21 protein-coding genes are annotated in these 17,530 nt (G+C 74.3%); 11 read left to right on the plus strand and 10 right to left on the minus strand.

The annotated features are described in order from the left end of the window. Positions 1 to 18 precede the first annotated feature (18 nt). The 5 genes from pstA to UXQ13_RS14505 form a co-directional block, all read right to left on the minus strand. Positions 19 to 1,098, minus strand: a complete 1,080-nt coding sequence (gene pstA, locus UXQ13_RS14485) for a phosphate ABC transporter permease PstA (RefSeq protein ID WP_336392471.1) — start codon at positions 1,096 to 1,098, stop codon at positions 19 to 21. Continuing rightward, positions 1,098 to 2,054, minus strand: a complete 957-nt coding sequence (gene pstC, locus UXQ13_RS14490) for a phosphate ABC transporter permease subunit PstC (RefSeq protein ID WP_336392472.1) — start codon at positions 2,052 to 2,054, stop codon at positions 1,098 to 1,100. Before pstC ends, pstA begins: the two co-directional genes overlap by 1 nt. A 118-nt stretch (positions 2,055 to 2,172) precedes the next feature. After that, on the minus strand, positions 2,173 to 3,285 hold the full coding sequence (pstS, locus tag UXQ13_RS14495; RefSeq protein ID WP_225233054.1) for a phosphate ABC transporter substrate-binding protein PstS: 1,113 nt from the start codon (positions 3,283 to 3,285) through the stop codon (positions 2,173 to 2,175). A gap of 203 nt (positions 3,286 to 3,488) precedes the next feature. After that, on the minus strand, positions 3,489 to 4,427 hold the full coding sequence (gene mshD, locus UXQ13_RS14500) for a mycothiol synthase (RefSeq protein WP_225233053.1): 939 nt from the start codon (positions 4,425 to 4,427) through the stop codon (positions 3,489 to 3,491). Positions 4,428 to 4,459: 32 nt separating this feature from the next. Then, positions 4,460 to 5,188: a winged helix-turn-helix domain-containing protein gene (locus tag UXQ13_RS14505; protein WP_225233052.1), complete on the minus strand. Its 729-nt coding sequence runs from the start codon at positions 5,186 to 5,188 to the stop codon at positions 4,460 to 4,462. A gap of 189 nt (positions 5,189 to 5,377) precedes the next feature. Between UXQ13_RS14505 and UXQ13_RS14510 the strand changes: the two genes are divergently transcribed. The 7 genes from UXQ13_RS14510 to UXQ13_RS14540 all read left to right on the plus strand — a co-directional run bounded on the left by UXQ13_RS14510 (position 5,378) and on the right by UXQ13_RS14540 (position 9,835). Continuing rightward, complete coding sequence (locus UXQ13_RS14510; protein WP_336392473.1) at positions 5,378 to 6,094, plus strand: alpha/beta hydrolase; 717 nt, start codon at positions 5,378 to 5,380, stop codon at positions 6,092 to 6,094. After that, positions 6,091 to 6,912, plus strand: coding sequence for a hypothetical protein (locus UXQ13_RS14515; protein WP_225233050.1), 822 nt, complete (start codon positions 6,091 to 6,093; stop codon positions 6,910 to 6,912). The genes UXQ13_RS14510 and UXQ13_RS14515 overlap by 4 nt, the downstream gene beginning before the upstream one ends. 19 nt (positions 6,913 to 6,931) lie before the next feature. Continuing rightward, the gene (locus UXQ13_RS14520) at positions 6,932 to 7,618 is read left to right on the plus strand and encodes an LmeA family phospholipid-binding protein (protein WP_225233049.1); all 687 of its coding nucleotides are present in this window, start codon (positions 6,932 to 6,934) and stop codon (positions 7,616 to 7,618) included. 36 nt (positions 7,619 to 7,654) lie between these two features. After that, on the plus strand, positions 7,655 to 8,107 hold the full coding sequence (locus UXQ13_RS14525; RefSeq protein ID WP_336392474.1) for a thioredoxin family protein: 453 nt from the start codon (positions 7,655 to 7,657) through the stop codon (positions 8,105 to 8,107). 154 nt (positions 8,108 to 8,261) lie between these two features. After that, complete coding sequence (locus tag UXQ13_RS14530; RefSeq protein WP_225233047.1) at positions 8,262 to 8,681, plus strand: DUF4395 domain-containing protein; 420 nt, start codon at positions 8,262 to 8,264, stop codon at positions 8,679 to 8,681. A 24-nt stretch (positions 8,682 to 8,705) separates the two neighbouring features. After that, a complete protein-coding gene (locus UXQ13_RS14535; protein ID WP_225233046.1) occupies positions 8,706 to 9,539 on the plus strand; it encodes a sulfurtransferase in 834 nt (277 codons plus the stop codon). Positions 9,540 to 9,541: 2 nt separating this feature from the next. Further along, positions 9,542 to 9,835, plus strand: a complete 294-nt coding sequence (locus UXQ13_RS14540; RefSeq protein ID WP_225233045.1) for a DUF1416 domain-containing protein — start codon at positions 9,542 to 9,544, stop codon at positions 9,833 to 9,835. 97 nt (positions 9,836 to 9,932) lie between these two features. Here the strand turns inward: UXQ13_RS14540 and UXQ13_RS14545 are convergent, their stop codons facing one another. Next, on the minus strand, positions 9,933 to 10,607 hold the full coding sequence (locus UXQ13_RS14545) for a TetR/AcrR family transcriptional regulator (protein ID WP_225233044.1): 675 nt from the start codon (positions 10,605 to 10,607) through the stop codon (positions 9,933 to 9,935). A 118-nt stretch (positions 10,608 to 10,725) separates the two neighbouring features. On the opposite strand from UXQ13_RS14545, the gene UXQ13_RS14550 reads away from it, so the two are divergent. The 3 genes from UXQ13_RS14550 (at position 10,726) to UXQ13_RS14560 (ending at position 14,073) form a co-directional block, all read left to right on the plus strand. Further along, entirely contained in the window at positions 10,726 to 11,649 is a 924-nt protein-coding gene (locus tag UXQ13_RS14550) for an NAD-dependent epimerase/dehydratase family protein (protein ID WP_225233043.1), read from the plus strand. 154 nt (positions 11,650 to 11,803) lie between these two features. Continuing rightward, on the plus strand, positions 11,804 to 12,376 hold the full coding sequence (locus UXQ13_RS14555; protein WP_225233042.1) for a heme-binding beta-barrel domain-containing protein: 573 nt from the start codon (positions 11,804 to 11,806) through the stop codon (positions 12,374 to 12,376). Beyond that, the gene (locus tag UXQ13_RS14560; RefSeq protein WP_225233041.1) at positions 12,373 to 14,073 is read left to right on the plus strand and encodes a DUF885 domain-containing protein; all 1,701 of its coding nucleotides are present in this window, start codon (positions 12,373 to 12,375) and stop codon (positions 14,071 to 14,073) included. The genes UXQ13_RS14555 and UXQ13_RS14560 overlap by 4 nt, the downstream gene beginning before the upstream one ends. On the opposite strand, the gene UXQ13_RS14565 is transcribed toward UXQ13_RS14560, so the two are convergent. Further along, positions 14,060 to 14,440, minus strand: a complete 381-nt coding sequence (locus UXQ13_RS14565) for a DUF6992 family protein (RefSeq protein ID WP_225233040.1) — start codon at positions 14,438 to 14,440, stop codon at positions 14,060 to 14,062. The genes UXQ13_RS14560 and UXQ13_RS14565 overlap by 14 nt on opposite strands. Positions 14,441 to 14,467: 27 nt before the next feature. On the opposite strand from UXQ13_RS14565, the gene UXQ13_RS14570 reads away from it, so the two are divergent. After that, complete coding sequence (locus tag UXQ13_RS14570) at positions 14,468 to 15,079, plus strand: hypothetical protein (RefSeq protein ID WP_225233039.1); 612 nt, start codon at positions 14,468 to 14,470, stop codon at positions 15,077 to 15,079. A 326-nt stretch (positions 15,080 to 15,405) separates the two neighbouring features. Here UXQ13_RS14570 and nhaA read toward each other — a convergent pair whose 3' ends face one another. From nhaA to UXQ13_RS14585, 3 genes are all read right to left on the minus strand, one after another. After that, complete coding sequence (gene nhaA / locus UXQ13_RS14575; protein ID WP_225233038.1) at positions 15,406 to 16,782, minus strand: Na+/H+ antiporter NhaA; 1,377 nt, start codon at positions 16,780 to 16,782, stop codon at positions 15,406 to 15,408. Between the two features lie 70 nt (positions 16,783 to 16,852). Beyond that, positions 16,853 to 17,179 carry a DMT family transporter gene (locus UXQ13_RS14580; RefSeq protein WP_336392475.1) on the minus strand — a complete coding sequence of 109 codons (327 nt, stop codon included), beginning with the start codon at positions 17,177 to 17,179 and terminating at the stop codon, positions 16,853 to 16,855. After that, the gene (locus UXQ13_RS14585) at positions 17,176 to 17,523 is read right to left on the minus strand and encodes a DMT family transporter (protein WP_225233036.1); all 348 of its coding nucleotides are present in this window, start codon (positions 17,521 to 17,523) and stop codon (positions 17,176 to 17,178) included. Before UXQ13_RS14585 ends, UXQ13_RS14580 begins: the two co-directional genes overlap by 4 nt. Between the last annotated feature and the right edge of the window lie 7 nt (positions 17,524 to 17,530).

Genomic DNA, 17,530 nt, shown 5'->3' on the forward strand with positions numbered 1-17,530 from the left:
TCTCTCCAGGTCTCTCGGTCAGCGACCGGTCTTGGGGGCGAAGAAGCGGCTGATCAGGCGGGCCACGACGTTGAGGGCCATGACGATGATGATCAGGACGAGCGCTGCTGTCCAGGCCCGGTCGATCCCGAACTGCGGCGGGACACCCGGCTGGGTCAGCTGGTAGTAGGCGTAGACCGGCAGGGTGGCCATGCGCCCGTCGAACGGGTCGAAGTTCGTCGCCGCGGTGATGCCGACGATGACGAGCAGGGGAGCGGTCTCGCCGATGACCCGGGCGATGGACAGCGTCACGCTGGTGCCCAGGCCGGCGATGGCGGTGGGCAGCACGATCTTGGTGATCGTGCGCCACTTGGGCACGCCCAGGGCGTAGCTGGCCTCGCGCAGCTCGTTGGGCACGAGCTTGAGGACCTCCTCCGAGGACCGGACGACGACCGGGATCATCAGCACCGACAGGGCCACGGCCCCGCCGAGCCCGAAGCGCACCCCGGGGCCGAAGAAGAGCGCGAACAGCGCGTAGGCGAACAGACCGGCGACGATCGAGGGGATGCCGGTCATCACGTCGACGAAGAAGGTGAGCGCCTTCTTCAGCTTGCCCCGGCCGTACTCCACCAGGTAGATGGCGGCCAGCAGGCCCACCGGCACCGAGATCAGCGTGGCCAGGGCGGTGATGATCAGCGTGCCCATGATCGCGTGGTAGGCACCGCCGCCCTCGCCGACGACGCCGACCATGGAGTTGGAGAAGAAGGTGCCGTCCAGCCGGGTCACGCCCTTGCTGACCACCGTGTAGATCAGGGAGACCAGCGGCACCATCGCGATGGCGAACGCCGAGCTGACCAGTGCGGTGACCAGCCGGTCGGTGGCCTTGCGGGAGCCCTCGACGACGCGGGAGCCGACGTAGGTGGCCAGGGTGCCCAGGACCAGGCCGTAGAAGGCGAACAGGCCCCAGGACCAGCCCGACAGCAGGGTGAGCGCGGCGGCGACGACCAGGCCGGCGGCGTAGAGCCCGACCCCGCCGTAGCGGGGCAGCTTGCGGCGGGTGCCGACGGCGGGCGCCATGGGGTCGAGGTCCTCCGGGCGGGTGGGGGTCGTGGTGGTCATCAGTTCGCTCCGGAGAAGTCGGCCCGGCGGTTGACGACGTAGCGGGCGAGCATGTTGACCGCGAGGGTGATCACGAACAGCACCAGGCCGGTGAAGATCAGCGTGCTGACGTCCAGCCCGCTGGACTCGGGGAACTGCAGCGCGATGTTCGCCGCGATGGTGGAGGGGTTCGACGAGCTGATCAGGTTGAACGTCACGCCGCCGGAGACCGAGAGCACGATGGCCACGGCCAGGGTCTCGCCCAGTGCACGGCCCAGGCCGAGCATCGAGCCGCCGATGACGCCGGACTTGCCGTAGGGCAGCACCGCCATCTTGATCATCTCCCAGCGGGTGGCGCCCAGGGCCAGTGCGGCCTCGCGGTGCAGGGCCGGGGCCTGGGAGAAGACCTCGCGGGAGATCGCCGAGATGATCGGCAGGATCATGATCGCGAGCACCAGGCCGGCGGTCAGCATCGTGCGGCCGGTCGCCGAGGCGGGCCCGGCGAAGAGCGGGATGAAGCCGAGGTTGTCCTCGGCCCAGGCGTAGAAGGGCACCATCGCCGGCGCGAGCGCGGCCAGGCCCCAGAAGCCGTAGACGACGCTGGGGATCGCGGCGAGCAGGTCGATCAGGTAGCCCAGGGTCGCGGCGATCCGCTTGGGCGCGTAGTAGGTGATGAACAGGGCGATCGCCACGCCCAGCGGGGTCGCGACCAGCAGCGCGATCACCGCGGCCAGCAGGGTGCCGAACACCAGCGGGCCGACGTAGGTCCAGACGCCCTCGCCGCCGGGGATGTCCGCGGCGGGGGCCGAGATCGCGTCCAGGGACTCGGTCACCAGGAACGCGGCCACCCCGGCGAGCACGACGAGGATGAGGATGCCGGCGCCGGTGGAGAACCCGGCGAACGTGCGGTCACCGCGGCTGCGGACGGCCCGGGTGGGCTTGTCGGCCTGCCGGGGCGGGTTGTCGAGCGAGGTCACCTGGACTCCGAGCTTGCGGGTGGGCGGTGCGGGGAGGTGGAGCGGGTGGCGCGGCGGCGCGGCCGCCGACGCACGGGCGGCCCGGACGCGCGTGGCGTCGGGGCCGTCCGCACGGGGATCAGCTGCCGGAGGTGATGGCGTCGACCGCGGTCTGCGCCTGCTCGCGCAGGGTGTCCGACAGCGGGGCGCTGCCGGCGGCGTCGGCGGCGGCCTGCTGGCCGTCCTCGCTGATCACGTAGCCGAGGAAGGACTTGAGCAGGTCGGCCTGGGCGGCGTCGTCGTTGCTGACGCAGCCGATGTGGTAGCTGACCAGGACGATCGGGTACTCGTCGGCAGAGGTCGTGGTGCGGTTGATGTCGTAGGCGAAGTCGAACTCACCGCGCCCGGACTGCAGCTCGGAGTTCTCGACGACGGCCGCGGCGGCCTCGGGGGAGGGGGCGACGAACTCGCTGCCCACGCCGATGTTGGCCACGCCGAGGTCGCCGGCCTGGGACTCGTCGGCGTAGCCGATCGCACCCTCACCGGCGGTCACGGCGGAGACCATGCCCGAGGTCTGGTTGGCGGCCTCGCCACCGGACAGCGGCCACTCGCCGTCGGGCTCCTCGGTCCACACGTCACCGGCGGCCTTGGAGAGGTAGTCGGTGAAGTTCTTCGTGGTGCCCGAGTCGTCCGCGCGGTGGACGGGGGTGATCGTGGTGCTGGGCAGGTCGGCGTCCGGGTTGTCCTCGGCGATGGCCGCGTCGTCCCAGGTGGTGATCGTGCCGGTGAAGATGCCGGCCAGGGTGTCGGGCGACAGGTTCAGGTCGTCCACGCCGGGCAGGTTGTAGACCACGGCGATGGCCGAGATGTAGTCCGGGAGCTCGAAGACGCCGTCGGACCCGCACCGCTCCTCGGCGGTGGCGAGCTCCTCGTCGGTGAGGGCGGCGTCCGAGCCGGCGAAGTCCACGCCGCCGGAGAGGAACTGCTCGCGACCGCCGCCGGATCCGACCGGGTCGTAGTTCACGGTCACGTCGGACTGAAGGGCGGAGTAGCCGGCGGTCCAGCCCTGCATGGCGGCCTGCTGGGCGCTGGAGCCCGCGCCGTTCAGGGTGCCGCTCAGCTGCTCCTCGCTGCTGCTGCCACCGGCGGCGTCGGCCGAGCCGCCTTCGTTGGAGGCGCCGCACGCCGCGAGGGCGAGGGTGCTGGCGAACGCCGCGGACAAGGTCACGGCGCGCGTCTTGGTGCTGAGCATCAACTCAGGGCCTTTCGACTGGTGGTGCCCGGACGTCGGTGCCGGGCAGTGGGTTCCAACAGACGAGGACGCTAGGGAGCCGAGGTGGACGGATCTGGCTGGCTCGGTGAACGGCGGATGAACTGGCCCTGAGGGTTGGCCGTCGGGGTGAGGGACAGGTCACGTCCAGCAGGTGAACTCGGGCGTTTCGAGTGGAACCCGGCTCAGGAGCGGGGTGCTGCCCGGTGCCACTGGACGTCGACGGCGAACCGGGTGAAGCCGGACCCCTCGTACAGGCGGACGGCCGTGGCGTTGTCCTGCTCGACGTACAGCAGGACGTCGGTGAGCCCGCGCGACCGCAGGTGCGCCAGCCCCAGGTCGGTCAGGGCGCGGCCCAGCCGGAGCCCCTGCGCGTCGGGGTCCACCCCGAGCACGTAGATCTCGCCGACCGGCTCGTCGGCCACCTCGCCGGCGGGGTGCACCTTCGTCCAGTGCGAGCCGAGCAGGGTCTCGGTGCCGTCGGGGGCGGTGCGCCAGGCGAGGAGGAAGCCGGCCGGGTCGAACCAGGGCTCGGCCTCGCGCAGCGCCACGTCGTGCGCAGTCCAGCCACCCTGCTCGGGGTGGTGGGCGAAGGCCCGGCCGTTGACCCGCAGCCACGCGGCCTCGTCGATCCCCGGTCGGAACGGCCGGACGACGACGTCGTCGGGCAGCTGCGGCCGCGGGTCGGGGTCCACGCCGGCCAGGGGCATGCGCATCTGCAGCAGCGTCCGGGTGGGGGTCCAGCCGCGGGAGGTGGCCAGCTCGGTCGAGCCGGGCAGCTCGCCGTGCGCCCAGACGGCCAGCGGCGCGTCCCCGGCGAGGTCCTCCAGGCGCTCCGCGAGGACGGTGCCCAGCCCGCGCCGGCGCAGCTCGGGGTGGACGACGAACTCGGCCTGCCACCCGTCGCCGTCCCGGTCCAGGCGGGCGTAGGCAGCGGCCCGGCCCTCCTGGCCCAGGACCAGGTCACGACCGTCGTCGGGCCCGCCGTGCCGCAGCCGGAGCTCGGCCTCCTCGCTGACCGGCCGGACGCCGTCCACCCGGGTGGCGGTCTCGAGCAGCTCGACGGCGAGGTCGAGCACTCGACCCTCGGCCCGGCGCAGCACGTCCACCGACACCGCGGTCACGGCGTCGGGGAGGGGGTCGTGCCGGTGCCCGGTCAGGAGACCGGGGCGTCGGTGGTCTCGGCCGCGGCGGCCGTGGCGTCGGCGACCTGCTGGTCGAGCTTGTAGCCGACGTTGCGCACGGTGCCGATCAGCGCCTCGTGCTCGCTGCCCAGCTTGGCCCGCAGCCGACGCACGTGGACGTCGACCGTGCGGGTGCCGCCGAAGTAGTCGTAGCCCCAGATCTCCTGCAGCAGCTGCGCGCGGGAGAAGACCCGGCCCGGGTGCTGGGCCAGGTACTTGAGGAGCTCGAACTCCTTGTAGGTCAGGTCCAGCGGGCGGCCGCGGAGCTTGGCCGAGTAGCTGTGCTCGTCGATCACCAGCTCGCCGGCCTTGGTCACCCCGCCCTCGTCGACGGTGCTGGGGGCGCTGGCGGCGGCGCGGCGGGCCGAGGCCCACTTGAGCCGGGCGTCGACCTCGGCGGGGCCGGCGGTGTCCAGCACGACGTCGTCGACGCCCCAGTCGGCGGACAGCGCGACCAGGCCGCCCTCGGAGAGCACGGCCACCAGCGAGGCGGCCACCCCCGTCGAGGCGAGCAGGCCGCACAGCGTGCGGGCCGAGACCAGGTCGTGCCGGGCGTCGACCAGGACGACGTCGCCCGCGTCGCCGTCGAGCAGGCTCGACAGCTCGGGGGCCACGACGCGGACCTGGTGGGCCAGCAGACCGAGGGCGGGGAGCACCTCGGTGGTCGCCTGGCGGGCGGATGTCATGAGCACGAGCCGCATGCCGTCTCCTCATGGTGTCCGTCGACGCCGATGTCGGGGTGAGACGGCAGGATATCCGACGTGCACCGAGATGTGACCCCGGCGATACCTCGTCGTGACGTGACGGTCGGCACCTCGGACGGGGTGCGGCTGCACGGCATCGTGGTCCCGGCCGACCTCCCGCGTCCACCGACGGCCGGTGAACGGCCGATGACCTTCGTGCTGGCGCACGGGTTCACCAACTCCACGTCCCGCGCCCCGTTCCTCCGGCTGGCCGGCTACCTGCGCCGCTTCGGGGAGGTGCGGGGGCTGGACTTCCGCGGCCACGGCCGCTCGGGCGGGGCCTCGGGCGTGGGCGGGGACCCCGAGCTGCTCGACGTGGACGCCGCCGTCCGGGCCGCCCGGGAGGACGGCGCGACGACGGTGGTCACGGTCGGGCTCTCCATGGGCGGGGGTGCCGCGCTGCGCCAGCAGAAGGACCCCGCTGCCCCCCACCACTCGCAGGCTCGCGGCGGGCCCCTGCAGCGGGGCCGACGCGACACCCTGCCGATGCGCCGGGTGCACTGGCTGCTGGAGACCACCGTCGGGCGGCGGCTGGGGTCGCGGGTGCTCGGCGTCCGACTGGCCCCGCCGTGGCCGAGCAACCCGCCGGCGCCGGTCGAGCTGGTCAGCCGGATCGCCCCGACCCCGCTGCTGCTCGTGCACGGCGACCGGGACACCTACTTCCCGCTGGAGCACTTCCGCACGCTGGCCCAGGCCGCGGGGCCGGCCGCCGAGGTCTGGGTGGTGCCCGGGATGGGGCACGCGGAGAACGGGATGACCGGGCCGCTGGCCGAGCGCATCGGTCGGTGGGCGCGGGACGCGGTCGGCCGCGACCCGCTCTGCGAGCATGACCGGGTGACCCCCGCAGCGAGCCCCGGCCGGTGAGCCACACGGCCCTGGACACCCCGCTGCCGCGGATGGCCCACCACCTGCCGGCGGCCGGTGCCGTCGTGCTGGCCACCGGTCTGCTCGTCGGGTTGCCCGAGCTGCTCGGCGACACCGGGCGGCTGGCCGCGGTGCTGGTGCTGCAGCTGGCGCTGGTGGCGGCCTGGGTGCTGGCCACCGGCATCCGCGGGTTCGTCGGCTCGCTGGGCATCGGCGTGGCCGTCGCGGTGGGCGCCGACCTGCTGCTGGGCCTGCCCGACCGCCCCGACCTGGGCCGGCTGCTGCTGGTGCTGGGTCCGGGCTTCCTGCTCGCGGTGGTGCACCAGATGGCCCGGCCGGCCCCGCGCCGGTACCTCGTCGCGTCCCTGGCCGGGGTGCTGCTGCTGGTCTGCGGCGTCGCCGCGCTGGCGGTCCTGCTCGCCCTGGGCCGGACCCCGGACGGCGACCGGCTGGCCGCCAGCGCGGCGCTGGTCGTGGGTGCCGCGCTGGTCGTCGGGCACCTGGTCGACCTGGTGCTGCCCCGCCCGGTGATCGCCGACGGCGTGCCCCGCGGGCTGCTCGGCCTGGTGCTGGGTGTGCTGGCCGGCGTCGCCGTCGCGCTGCTCCGCCGGCAGCCCGGTGACCTGGTCGACGCCCTGTCGGCGGCCACCTACGGCGCCGCGATCGGCGGGGTGGCCGCGCTGGTGGCGGTCGGTGCGTCCTACGTGGTCGCCGAGCGCCCGCAGCGCGGGGTGGCGCTGCCGCTGGTGCAGGCCGTGCTGCCGTTCGCCGCCGCCGCGCCGGTGGCCTTCTTCCTGGCGCTGCAGACCAGCCTCTGAGCCTGGGAGAGTGGCCCCGGTGAAGGGTCTGCTGATCACCGTCGGGGTGCTCGTCGTGCTGCTGGTGGCCGCCGACCGGGTCGGCGTCCTGCTGGCCGAGGACCAGGTCGCCGCCCAGGTCGCCGCGCAGGGCCAGCTCGCCGGCGAGCCGGAGGTGGACATCACAGGCTTCCCGTTCCTCACCCAGGCCGTCGCCGGGCGCTACGACGACGTGCGGATCTCGCTGACCGCCGACGAGCTGGGCCAGCCCGCCGGGACCAGCGCCGACGTCTCGCTGCAGGGCGTGCGGCTGCCGCTGTCCGACGTGCTGGGCGGGCAGGTCTCCCAGCTGCCGGTGGACCGTGTCGACGGCCGGGCCTCGGTGCCCTACGACCTGCTCGCCGCGCAGCTGGGCGGGGACACCACGCTGACCCGGGAGGGCGACGGGCTGCGGATCACCAAGACCGTCGAGGTGCTCGGCCAGACCATCCCGCTGACCGCGGCCGGCCAGGTCGCCCTCGACGGGCAGGACCTGGTGGTGACCGTGGACTCCGCCGCCGGGGCCGGCATCGACGTCCCGGACTTCCTCCTGGACCAGGCCCAGGACCTGCTGGACTTCCGGTACACGCTGCCCGCGCTGCCCTTCGGCCTGCAGCTCACCGGCCTGCAGACCACCGACGGCGGGGTCGACGTCACGGTGGCCGCCACCGACGTCGTCCTGCAGTAGGGAATCCCCACCGGTCCGGTCGTGTTGCTGGGCGGGATGGACACCACCGGAGCTGTCGTGCTGCTCGTCGCGTTGCTGCTGGCCGGCGTCGCGGCCTGGTGGCTGCGGACCCGCAGCGGTGCGGTGCGGACGACGGGAGCGGGCGTGACCGAGGGACGCGAGGACGTCGAGGTGCTGCGGTCGCTGGGCGTGCGGCCCGAGGACGCCGACCTGACGGTGGTCCAGTTCGCCACCGCCTTCTGCGCGCCGTGCCGGGCGACCAAGGCCCGGCTGGCGCAGCTGCAGACCCGGCACCCGGGCCTCGCGGCCGTGCACGTGGACGCCGAGAGCCACCTGGACGCCGTCCGCGCGCTGGACGTCCGGCGCACCCCGACGCTGTTCTACCTGGGTCGCGGCGGCGAGCTGCTGGGCCGCAGCAGCGGCGCACCGCGCCCCGACGAGCTGCAGGCCCTGGTGGCCGCGCACGCACCGGCGACGGACCCCGTGTGATGGCCCTTGCTAGTCTCCCCGCCGTGGGCACCCTGCTGACTCAGCGACGCACAGTCGACCTGTGCCGTCTGGGCAGCTGCCTGTGTCGGGCCTCCTCCCGAGGCTGACCACCCGCCTCGACGCGCCCTGACCGCCGTCGAAAGGCCCCCACCCCGTGACACCCGCCCGTCGGATCGACGTCCGAGGCCCGCGCTTCGGCGCGTGGATCACCACCGTCGTCCTGCTCACCGGCAGCGGCTGGCTGCTCGCCGTCCAGGCGGCGGTCTTCGCCGTCGGCGCGTTCGCCGGTCTGCGGCACGCCCCCTACGGGCTCCTCTTCCGCACCCTCGTCGCGCCCCGCCTGGGGCCGGCGACCGAGACCGAGGACGAGGCGCCCCCGCGCTTCGCCCAGCTGGTCGGGTTCGGCTTCGCCCTCGTGGGCACCGTCGGCTACCTCGCCGGCGCACCCCTCGTCGGCGCCGTCGCCACCGGGCTCGCGCTCGTGGCGGCCCTGCTCAACGCGGCCGTGGGCTTCTGCCTCGGTTGCGAGCTCTACCTGCTCGCCCGGCGGGCCCGTCCCGCCGCACACCCCTGATCGCCGACCGCAGGAGGAACCACCATGAGCCGTGCAGACGTTCTCGTCAGCGCCGACTGGGCCCAGGAGCACCTGGGTGAGCCCGGCATCGTCTTCGTCGAGGTCGACGAGGACACCAGCGCCTACGACAAGGGGCACCTCGAGGGTGCCGTCAAGCTCGACTGGAAGGTCGACCTGCAGGACCCGCTGCGCCGCGACTTCGTGGACAAGGAGCAGTTCGAGGCGCTCCTGAGCAGCAAGGGCATCTCGAACGACGACACCGTCGTGCTCTACGGCGGCAACAACAACTGGTTCGCCGCCTACGCCTACTGGTACTTCAAGCTCTACGGCCACGACGCGGTGAAGCTGGTCGACGGCGGCCGCAAGAAGTGGGAGCTGGACAGCCGCCCGCTGTCCGACGCCGAGGTCTCCCGCCCGGCCACCACCTACACCGCGCAGGAGCCCGACACCTCGATCCGCGCGTTCCGCGACGAGGTCGTCGCCGCGATCGACACCAAGAACCTGGTCGACGTGCGCAGCCCCGACGAGTTCGCCGGCAAGCTGGTCGCCCCGGCCCACCTGCCGCAGGAGGGCGCCCAGCGCCCCGGCCACATCCCCTCGGCCGTGAACGTGCCGTGGAGCAAGGCCGCGAACGAGGACGGCACCTTCAAGAGCGACGAGGAGCTGGCCGCGCTCTACGCCGACGCCGGCTTCGACGGCTCGAAGGAGACCATCGCCTACTGCCGCATCGGCGAGCGCTCCTCGCACACCTGGTTCGTGCTCAAGGAGCTGCTCGGCCACGAGAACGTCAAGAACTACGACGGCTCGTGGACCGAGTACGGCTCGCTCGTCGGCGTCCCGATCGCCAAGGGGGCCTGACCGTGTGCGGGGCCCCGAAGCAGGGCGGCGCGCTCGCCGGGATCGACCTGTCCACCCAGACGGTCATCCAGGGCTCGGTCTGGCACGACGGCGCCCCGGTGGCCGGTGCCTACGTGCGGCTGCTCGACTCCACCGACGAGTTCACCGCCGAGGTGGTGACCTCGCCGGAGGGCGAGTTCCGGTTCTTCGCCGCCCCCGGTGACTGGAAGCTGCGCTCGCTGGCCCCGGTCGGCCGCGCCGAGCGCGTGCTGTCCGCCGAGGTCGGCCTGAACGAGACCACCCTCGCCATCGCCTGAAGGCAGTCCCCCCAGCGTTGATCAGGGGGGTGCACCGAAGTCCGTCCTCCTGCGCCAGATCTGGTGCGGGAGGACGGACTTCTGCGTAGGAGGACCGCTACAGCCCGAGCAGGTCGGCCAGCTCGCCCACCTGCTCGGTGAAGAAGGCGTCGAGGTCGGTGACGACCCCGGCGAAGTGGCCGAACAGCTCGAAGCTGATCAGCCCGTACACCGAGCTCCAGGTCAGCAGCGCCCGCGCCCGGACGGCGTCGTCGAGGTCGGGGTGCTCGCCGCCCAGGGCCTCGGCTGCCGCCGGGGTGACCAACGACGTCCGGCGGTGCTCGGCCGGCGGCAGCACCCCGGCGCGCGCGGCGTCGCCCAGCACCCGGCCCAGCGCCGTCCCCACCCGACCGGCGGCGGCGACGGTGTCCTGCGGCGCGGCGTAGCCGGGGACGGGGGAGCCGTAGAGCAGCGCGTATTCGTGCGGGTGCGCCAGGGCCCAGGCCCGGACGGCGGCGCAGATGGCGTGCCAGCGGGTGCGGGGCTGCGCAGTGGGGACGTCGGCGGCCTCCGCGGCGGCACCGATCGCGTCGTAGCCCTCGATGATCAGGGCGGTGAGCAGCTCGTCGCGGCTGGCGAAGTACCGGTAGAGCGCGGAGGAGGCCAGCCCGAGGTCGCGGGCCACCGCGCGCAGCGACAGCGCCGCGGCCCCGACGGTGGCCAGCTGACCGCGCGCGGACTCCAGGATCTCCGCAGTCAGCGCCGCGCGGGCGCGCTCCCTCGCCGTGCTCACCACGTGCCGGACGATAGCACCGATCCGGTACGAGAGCAGTGCTCTTGACATCGGGTCGGGGAGAGGCCATGGTCGCTCCAGAACGAGAGCACCGCTCTCGTCGAGCGAGGGAGACGTCGTGGGACTGCACGTGGTCGTGGGCAAGGGACCGGTCGGCTCGGCCGTCGCGGAGGAGCTGGTGCGCACCGGGCACCGGGTGCGGGTGCTGTCGCGCAGCGGCGGGACGTCGTCGGCCGACGTCGAGCACCGGGCGGTGGACGCCGCCGACCCGCAGGCGCTCGCCGCGGCGTCGGCCGGCGCCGATGCGCTCTACAACGCGGTCAACCCGCCCTACCACCGGTGGGCCACCGACTGGCCGCCGATCGCGACGGCGCTGCTCACCGCGGCCGAGCGCAGCGGCGCCGTCCTGGTGGCGATGGGCAACCTGTACGGCTACGGGCGGCCGACCGGGCCGATGACGGCCGACAGCCCGCTGGCGGCCACCGACGTCAAGGGCCGGGTCCGGGCGGCGATGTGGGCGCAGATGCTGGCTGCGCACGAGGCCGGGCGGGTGCGGGTGGCCGAGGCGCGGGCGTCGGACTTCGTCGGCCCGGACATCCCGGCCGGCCAGTCCTACCTGGTCCGCAACCTGCCCGGTGTCCGCGCCGGCAAGCGGGTCTGGGTGATCGGCGACCCCGACGTGCAGCACAGCTGGGCCTACCTGCCCGACGTCGGCGCGACGCTGGCCGCCCTGGGCACCGACGAGCGGGCCTGGGGGAAGGCGTGGGTCGTGCCCAGCACGCCGTCCCGCAGCCAGCGCCAGGCGCTGGGGGACTTCGCCGCCGCGTTCGGCGCCCCGGCGCCGAAGGTGTCGCAGACGCCGTGGCCGCTGCTGACCGCCCTGGGTGCCGTCGTCCCGTTCCTGCGCGAGGTGGTGGCGATCCGGCACCAGTGGGACGCCGACTTCGTCGTCGACGGCACCGCGACGACCGCCGTCCTGGGGACCGGGCCCACGCCGTGGGCGGACGTCGTCGCGCGGACCGCCGGGGCGCTGCCGGTCTGACTCCCGTGCCGCGGGCCGGTCGGGCCGTGGCTACCGTGGCGGGCATGGGTCTGGTCACTGCCTGGGTTCTCGTCGCCCTGGCCGCACTCGCCGCGCTGTGGTGCGCGGTCGGTGCGGCCCGGTCGACCCGTCGCGAGCGCACCGGGGGTACCCGGTGACCGACCCGACCCCCGCCGGGCTGCCCGAGCAGCCGGTCACCGGGCCCACCGAGCTGCCCGTCGAGGAGACCACCGACGTCCGCACCGGACCCGAGGTCGCCCACGGGCTGCTGTCGGTGCTGCCGCTGCTGGGCGAGTGGCACGGCGAGGGCGTGCTGGTCGGCCCGGCCGGGGACCAGCGGTTCGGCCAGTGGGTGCGCTTCGCCCACGACGGCCGCGACTTCCTGGCCTACGAGTCCCGCACCTGGACCATCGCCGAGGACGGCACGGTCGGCGGTCCCGACGTGCGCGAGTCCGGCTTCTGGCGCCCCCGCGGCGAGGACGAGGTCGAGCTGCTCGTCGCCCACCCCGAGGGCCTGGTGGAGATCTACGTCGGCACCGCCCGGACGACGACCAGCTGGGAGCTGACCAGCGACGTGCTGGCCCGCACCCCCGACCACCCCGACGTGACCCAGGCGGCCCGGCTCTACGGGATCGTCGAGGGCGCGCTGATGTACGCCGTGGACCGGGCCGGACCGGACGGCCAGCTGCGCCCGGTCATGTCCGCCCGCCTGGAGAGGATCCGATGAGCACCCCCGCGAGCACCCCCCGCCAGGTCGCCGACGCCTACGTCGACGCCCTCTGCGACCTGGACCCGATCGCCGCCACCGCGCTGGGCACCCGCCCCGGTGACGACCGCCTGCCCGACCTGTCCCCGGCCGGGCTCGAGGCCGACGCGCAGCTGGTCCGCGACACCCTGGCCGAGCTCGACCGGGTGCTGGCCGCCGACCCCGCGCTGGCCGACGACCCGGTGGAGTTCCGCTGCGCCCGGCTGCTGCGCGAGCGGCTGACCTCCGCGCTGGACATGCACGAGGCCGACGAGGGGCTGCGCGAGCTGTCCAACCTGTTCTCCCCGGTGCACTCGGTCCGCCAGGTGTTCTCCATGATGCCGCTGGCCACCACCGAGGACTGGGCCGTGCTCGGTCGCCGGGCGGCCCGGGTGCCCGAGGCCTACCGCGGCTACCTGGCCACCCTCACCGAGGGCGCGTCGCGCGGGCTCTTCGCCGCCCCGCGCCAGGTGGAGACCGTCGTCGGCCAGCTGGGTGAGTGGCTGAGCGGCCCGTACTTCGCCGGCCTGGTCGCCGAGGGCCCCGCGGAGCTGCGGGCCGAGCTGGACGCCGCCGCGGCCGCCGCCGACGGGGCGGTGGCCGAGGTGCGGGACTTCCTGCGCGACGTCTACCTGCCCCAGGCCCAGGGCACGCCGGACGCCGTCGGCCGCGAGCGGTACGCCCGCTTCGCCCGGCGCTGGAACGGCAGCGACCTGGGCACCGGCACCGGCCTGGAGGACGCCTACGCCTGGGGCTGGGCCGAGCACCGCCGGATCCGCGGCGAGCAGCGCGCCGCCGCCGACCTGGTGCGGCCCGGTGCCACGCCGATGGAGGCGATGCGCTGGCTGGGCGAGCACGGCGAGGCCGTCGAGGGCGTCGAGGCGATCCGCGAGCGGCTGCAGCAGATGATGGACGAGGCGATGACCGCCCTGGACGGCACGCACTTCGACATCGCCGAGCCGATCAAGCGCGTCGAGGCCATGATCGCCCCGCCCGGCAGCGCCGCGGCGCCGTACTACAGCCGGCCGTCGCTGGACTTCTCCCGGCCCGGCCGCACCTGGCTGCCGACCCTGGGCAAGGACCGCTTCCCGCTCTGGGACCTGGTGAGCACCTGGTACCACGAGGGCGTCCCCGGGCACCACCTGCAGCTGGCCCAGTGGACGTACGTGGCCAAGGACCTGTCGACCTACCAGACCGCGGTCGGCGGGGTGAGCGCCAACCTCGAGGGCTGGGCGCTCTACGCCGAGCGGCTGATGGACGAGCTGGGCTTCCTCACCGACCCCGGTGCCCGGCTGGGCTACCTGGACGCCCAGCAGATGCGCGCGGTCCGGGTGGTCGTCGACATCGGCATGCACCTGGAGCTGCCGATCCCCGACGACGCCGACGGCGCGCTCACCGAGCACCGCGGCCAGCCCTGGACGCCGGAGCTGGCCCGCGCGTTCTTCGGCGAGTACTGCGGCCGCGACGAGGCCTTCCTGGACAGCGAGCTGGTCCGTTACCTGGGCATGCCCGGGCAGGCGATCAGCTACAAGCTGGGGGAGCGGGCCTGGCTCGAGGGCCGCGCCGCGGCGCAGGCCGCCCGCGGGGACGCCTTCGACCTGAAGGCCTGGCACATGGCCGCGCTGTCCCAGGGCAGCCTGGGCCTGGACGACCTGGCCGACGAGCTCAGCCGCCTGTAGGGATGGCGGCCGCGGCGGCGGAGTCCAGGGCGAGGAGGAACGCGCCCTGGACGACGACCGCCGCGCCGTCCCCCCGCCAGCGGTCGGTGCGCAGCAGCGCCGCGCCCAGGGCCAGGTAGCCGACGTCCAGCCCGGCGTTGACCAGCAGCACCTTCCGCAGCCGGGCCGGGTCGGTGGGTCCGCGGCGCCGCCGGTTGCGGGTGCCGACGGCGGCGATCGCCCCGTCGACCGCGCCCCAGGCGGCGGTCTGCCGGCCGAACCCGCGGGTGCTCTCCCGCACCGACAGCACGGCGCCGACGGCGACGCTGGCCGCCGCCCACGTGCCCAGCACCGAGGTCAGCCGGGTCTCCACCGTCAGCGCGTCCATGCCGGCGATCGTCCTACAGTCGCGGGCGTGGAGCTCGCCGTCGTCGACCTGCCCGCCCTCGACCAGCTGCGCGACCGGTGGGCCGCGGCGTCCGCCGTCGTCACCGCGCTCGGGTTCCCCGACGCCGCCCGGGCCCGCGACGGGCACTGGCGCTGGGACGACGGGGGCGGCAACTGGGCCGAGGTCGTGGTCAGCGCACCGGACCGGGCGGTGCTGCTCGGGTGCGACCGGACCGCCGTCGACCGCCCGTCCCGCCGTCCGGACGGCACGCTGGTGGCCGACGTCCCCGGGTGGTGGTCGGAGCCGCTGCGCGGGCGGACCGAGGAGATCGCGTTCGTGCTGGGCTGGGACGGCGCCGCCTGGTCCCGGGTGCCCTCGGACCTGCCCGACGACCCGGGTACAGGGCTGCCGGTGGACGCCGAGTCGCTGTACGGCGTCGTGGACTCCTACGTCGACGGCGTCGCCGACGACCAGGGCCTGGGCGACTGGCGCACCCCGTGGCCGGCGGTCGCTGCGCTCGGCGCGGCCGGGCCGGAGCTGACCGTGCAGCAGCTGGCCGACGTGCTGGGCCCGCTGGAGGCGGACCTGCCGGCCGGGGTGGTGGCGGCCCAGCGGTTCCGCTGGCCGACCGCGGTCTGACCGACCCCGGACACGGACAACCCCCGGGCTGCTCCGCGGTCCCTGCCGGCTCGATGAGCACTTCTGGCAGGTCGCGGGCCGACTGGACTGGGTCGGCGGCCCGGGGGTCGGGTGACTGTCCGGTTCTCGCTCGCCGCCGTTCGACGGACGGGCGATGCCACGCGCGTCAGACCGGCTTGATCCGGTGCTGAGCGGGCGGCCCATCTGGACGGCGGCTAGCGGACAGCCACCTCACGAGTCCTGAACGACATCAATTGTTCGGACCACCTCCTCTCTCGTGTGCAGCCACGGTACGACCGTGCTCCGCGGCCGCGCAACACCCTTTTTCAGCTCTCCGCGGAGGGGTTCCGGCGGCGCTCGGCGGCCTCGTCGACGGTCTCCCGCGGTGAGGTCTGCGCGACGTCTCGGCCGTGCTCCTGGTAGACGTCGGGGATGCCGTCGCCGTCGTCGTCGCGGGCCTCGGCCTCGGCCATCCGGCGGTAGACGCGGTCCCGCGGCTTGAGCACGGCGGTGGCCAGCAGGGCCGCGATCAGGGTGCCGGTGAGGACGCCGACCTTGACGTGCTCGTCGCGCAGGGACCCGGAGCCGAAGGCGAGCTCGCCGATCAGCAGCGACACGGTGAACCCGATGCCGGCCAACAGCGACAGCCCCATCACGTCGGGCCAGCGCAGGTCGGTGTCCAGCTCGGCCTTGGTGAACCGGCTGACCAGCCAGGTGGCGCCGGTGATGCCGATGGCCTTGCCGGCGACCAGGCCGACGACGATGCCGACGGCGACGGTGTCGGTGAGCGAGGCGCCCAGGCCGGAGAGCCCGCCGACGGTGACCCCGGCGGAGAAGAAGGCGAACACGGGAACGGCGATCCCCGCGGAGATCGGCCGGATGCGGTGCTCGAAGTGCTCGGCCAGGCCGGGCCCGGCGTCCGGACCGCCGGCTGCGTCGCTGCGCACGACCGGCACGGTGAAGGCGAGCAGGACGGCGGCGACGGTGGCGTGCACACCGGACTCGTGGACCAGCACCCAGGTGGCGACGGCCAGCGGCAGCAGCAGCCACCAGTGCCGGACCCGCTTCTGCACCAGGAACCCGAACAGCGCGATCGGGATCAAGGCCAGGGCGAGCGGCCCGAAGGCCAGCGACGACGTGTAGAAGATCGCGATGATCGTGATGGCCAGCAGGTCGTCGACGATCGCGAGCGTCAGCAGGAACGTCCGCAGCGCGGCGGGCAGGTGGGTGCTGATGACCGCCAGGACGGCGAGGGCGAAGGCGATGTCGGTCGCGGTCGGGATCGCCCACCCGGTCAGCCCGCCGTCGCTGCTGCCCAGGTTGATCACCGTGTAGATCACCGCGGGGACGGCCATGCCGCCGACCGCGGCCGCGACCGGCAGGGCGGCCTTGCGGGGGTCGCGCAGGTCGCCGGCGACGAACTCGCGCTTGAGCTCCAGCCCGGCGACGAAGAAGAAGATGGCCAGCAGGCCGTCCGCGGCCCAGGTGCCGAGGGTCAGGTCCAGGTGCAGCGCGGACGGGCCGACGCGGGTGTCCCGGAGCGTCTCGTACGCCGCCGACCACGGGGTGTTCGCCCAGATCAGGGCGATCACCGCGCCGAGGATCAGCAGGACGCCGCCGACGGTCTCCCGGCGCAGCAGGGCCGCGATGCGGACGGCCTCGGAGTAGGTGCCTCGGGAGAACAGGCGGGTGGGGCTGGTCACAGGGCGGCTCCGGGGTGCGGGGTCGGTCGAGGAGTTGCCGACCAGACTTCCCGGCGCACCGTCGTCCAGCTTAACCGCCGGCGTGCACGACCACGACCCCGAGCACGATCAGCCCCACCCCGAGCAGCTCGCGCCGACCCAGCCGGTCGCCGAACACGGCGGCGCCGCCGAGGGTGGCCAGCGCGATGCCCGACCCGGTCCAGATGCCGTAGCCCACGGCGAGGGACACCCCGCTGACCAGCGCCCGGGACATCAGCGCCACGGAGACGCCGATGCCCAGCAGGGTGAGGACGGCGAACCCCGGGCGCCGGAACCCCGCCGAGGCCCGCAGTGAGCCGATGCCGACCACCTGGGCGGCGACCGCGCCGGCCAGCCAGGCCAGCGCCGCCCCGGTCACGTGCGCTCCGCCGGGCCGCCGGTCTGCAGCACCAGCACCCCGGCCGCCAGCACGCCCATGCCGAGGAGCTGGACGGCGGTCAACGGGTCGCGGAACAGCAGCACGCTGGCCAGCGTCGCCGCGGCCAGCCCCACACCGGTCAGCGTGGCGTAGGCCGTGCCGAGGGCGACGCCACCGCGGTCGAGCAGCAGGGAGAACAGCCAGAGCGAGACGCCGTAGCCGACGAGGGTGACCGCGGTGGGCAGCCAGCGGGTGAAGCCGTCCGAGACCCGGAGAGCCAGGGTGCCGACCACCTCGGTGACCACCGCCCCGGTGAGCAGCCAGGCGGAGGGGGTGGGACGCACCCGGTCA

The organism is Klenkia terrae, assembly GCF_037083865.1.
GTDB classification, from domain to species: Bacteria; Actinomycetota; Actinomycetes; order Mycobacteriales; family Geodermatophilaceae; genus Klenkia; species Klenkia terrae.

Bases quoted from the DNA above. Each gene is read 5' to 3' on its own strand.
- pstA (WP_336392471.1), bottom strand. From the start codon at position 1,098: ATGACCACCACGACCCCCACCCGCCCGGAGGACCTCGACCCCATGGCG.
- pstS (WP_225233054.1), bottom strand. From the start codon at position 3,285: ATGCTCAGCACCAAGACGCGCGCCGTGACCTTGTCCGCGGCGTTCGCC.
- UXQ13_RS14505 (WP_225233052.1), bottom strand. From the start codon at position 5,188: ATGCGGCTCGTGCTCATGACATCCGCCCGCCAGGCGACCACCGAGGTG.
- UXQ13_RS14510 (WP_336392473.1), top strand. From the start codon at position 5,378: ATGACCTTCGTGCTGGCGCACGGGTTCACCAACTCCACGTCCCGCGCC.
- UXQ13_RS14525 (WP_336392474.1), top strand. From the start codon at position 7,655: ATGGACACCACCGGAGCTGTCGTGCTGCTCGTCGCGTTGCTGCTGGCC.
- UXQ13_RS14535 (WP_225233046.1), top strand. From the start codon at position 8,706: ATGAGCCGTGCAGACGTTCTCGTCAGCGCCGACTGGGCCCAGGAGCAC.
- UXQ13_RS14560 (WP_225233041.1), top strand. From the start codon at position 12,373: ATGAGCACCCCCGCGAGCACCCCCCGCCAGGTCGCCGACGCCTACGTC.
- UXQ13_RS14565 (WP_225233040.1), bottom strand. From the start codon at position 14,440: ATGGACGCGCTGACGGTGGAGACCCGGCTGACCTCGGTGCTGGGCACG.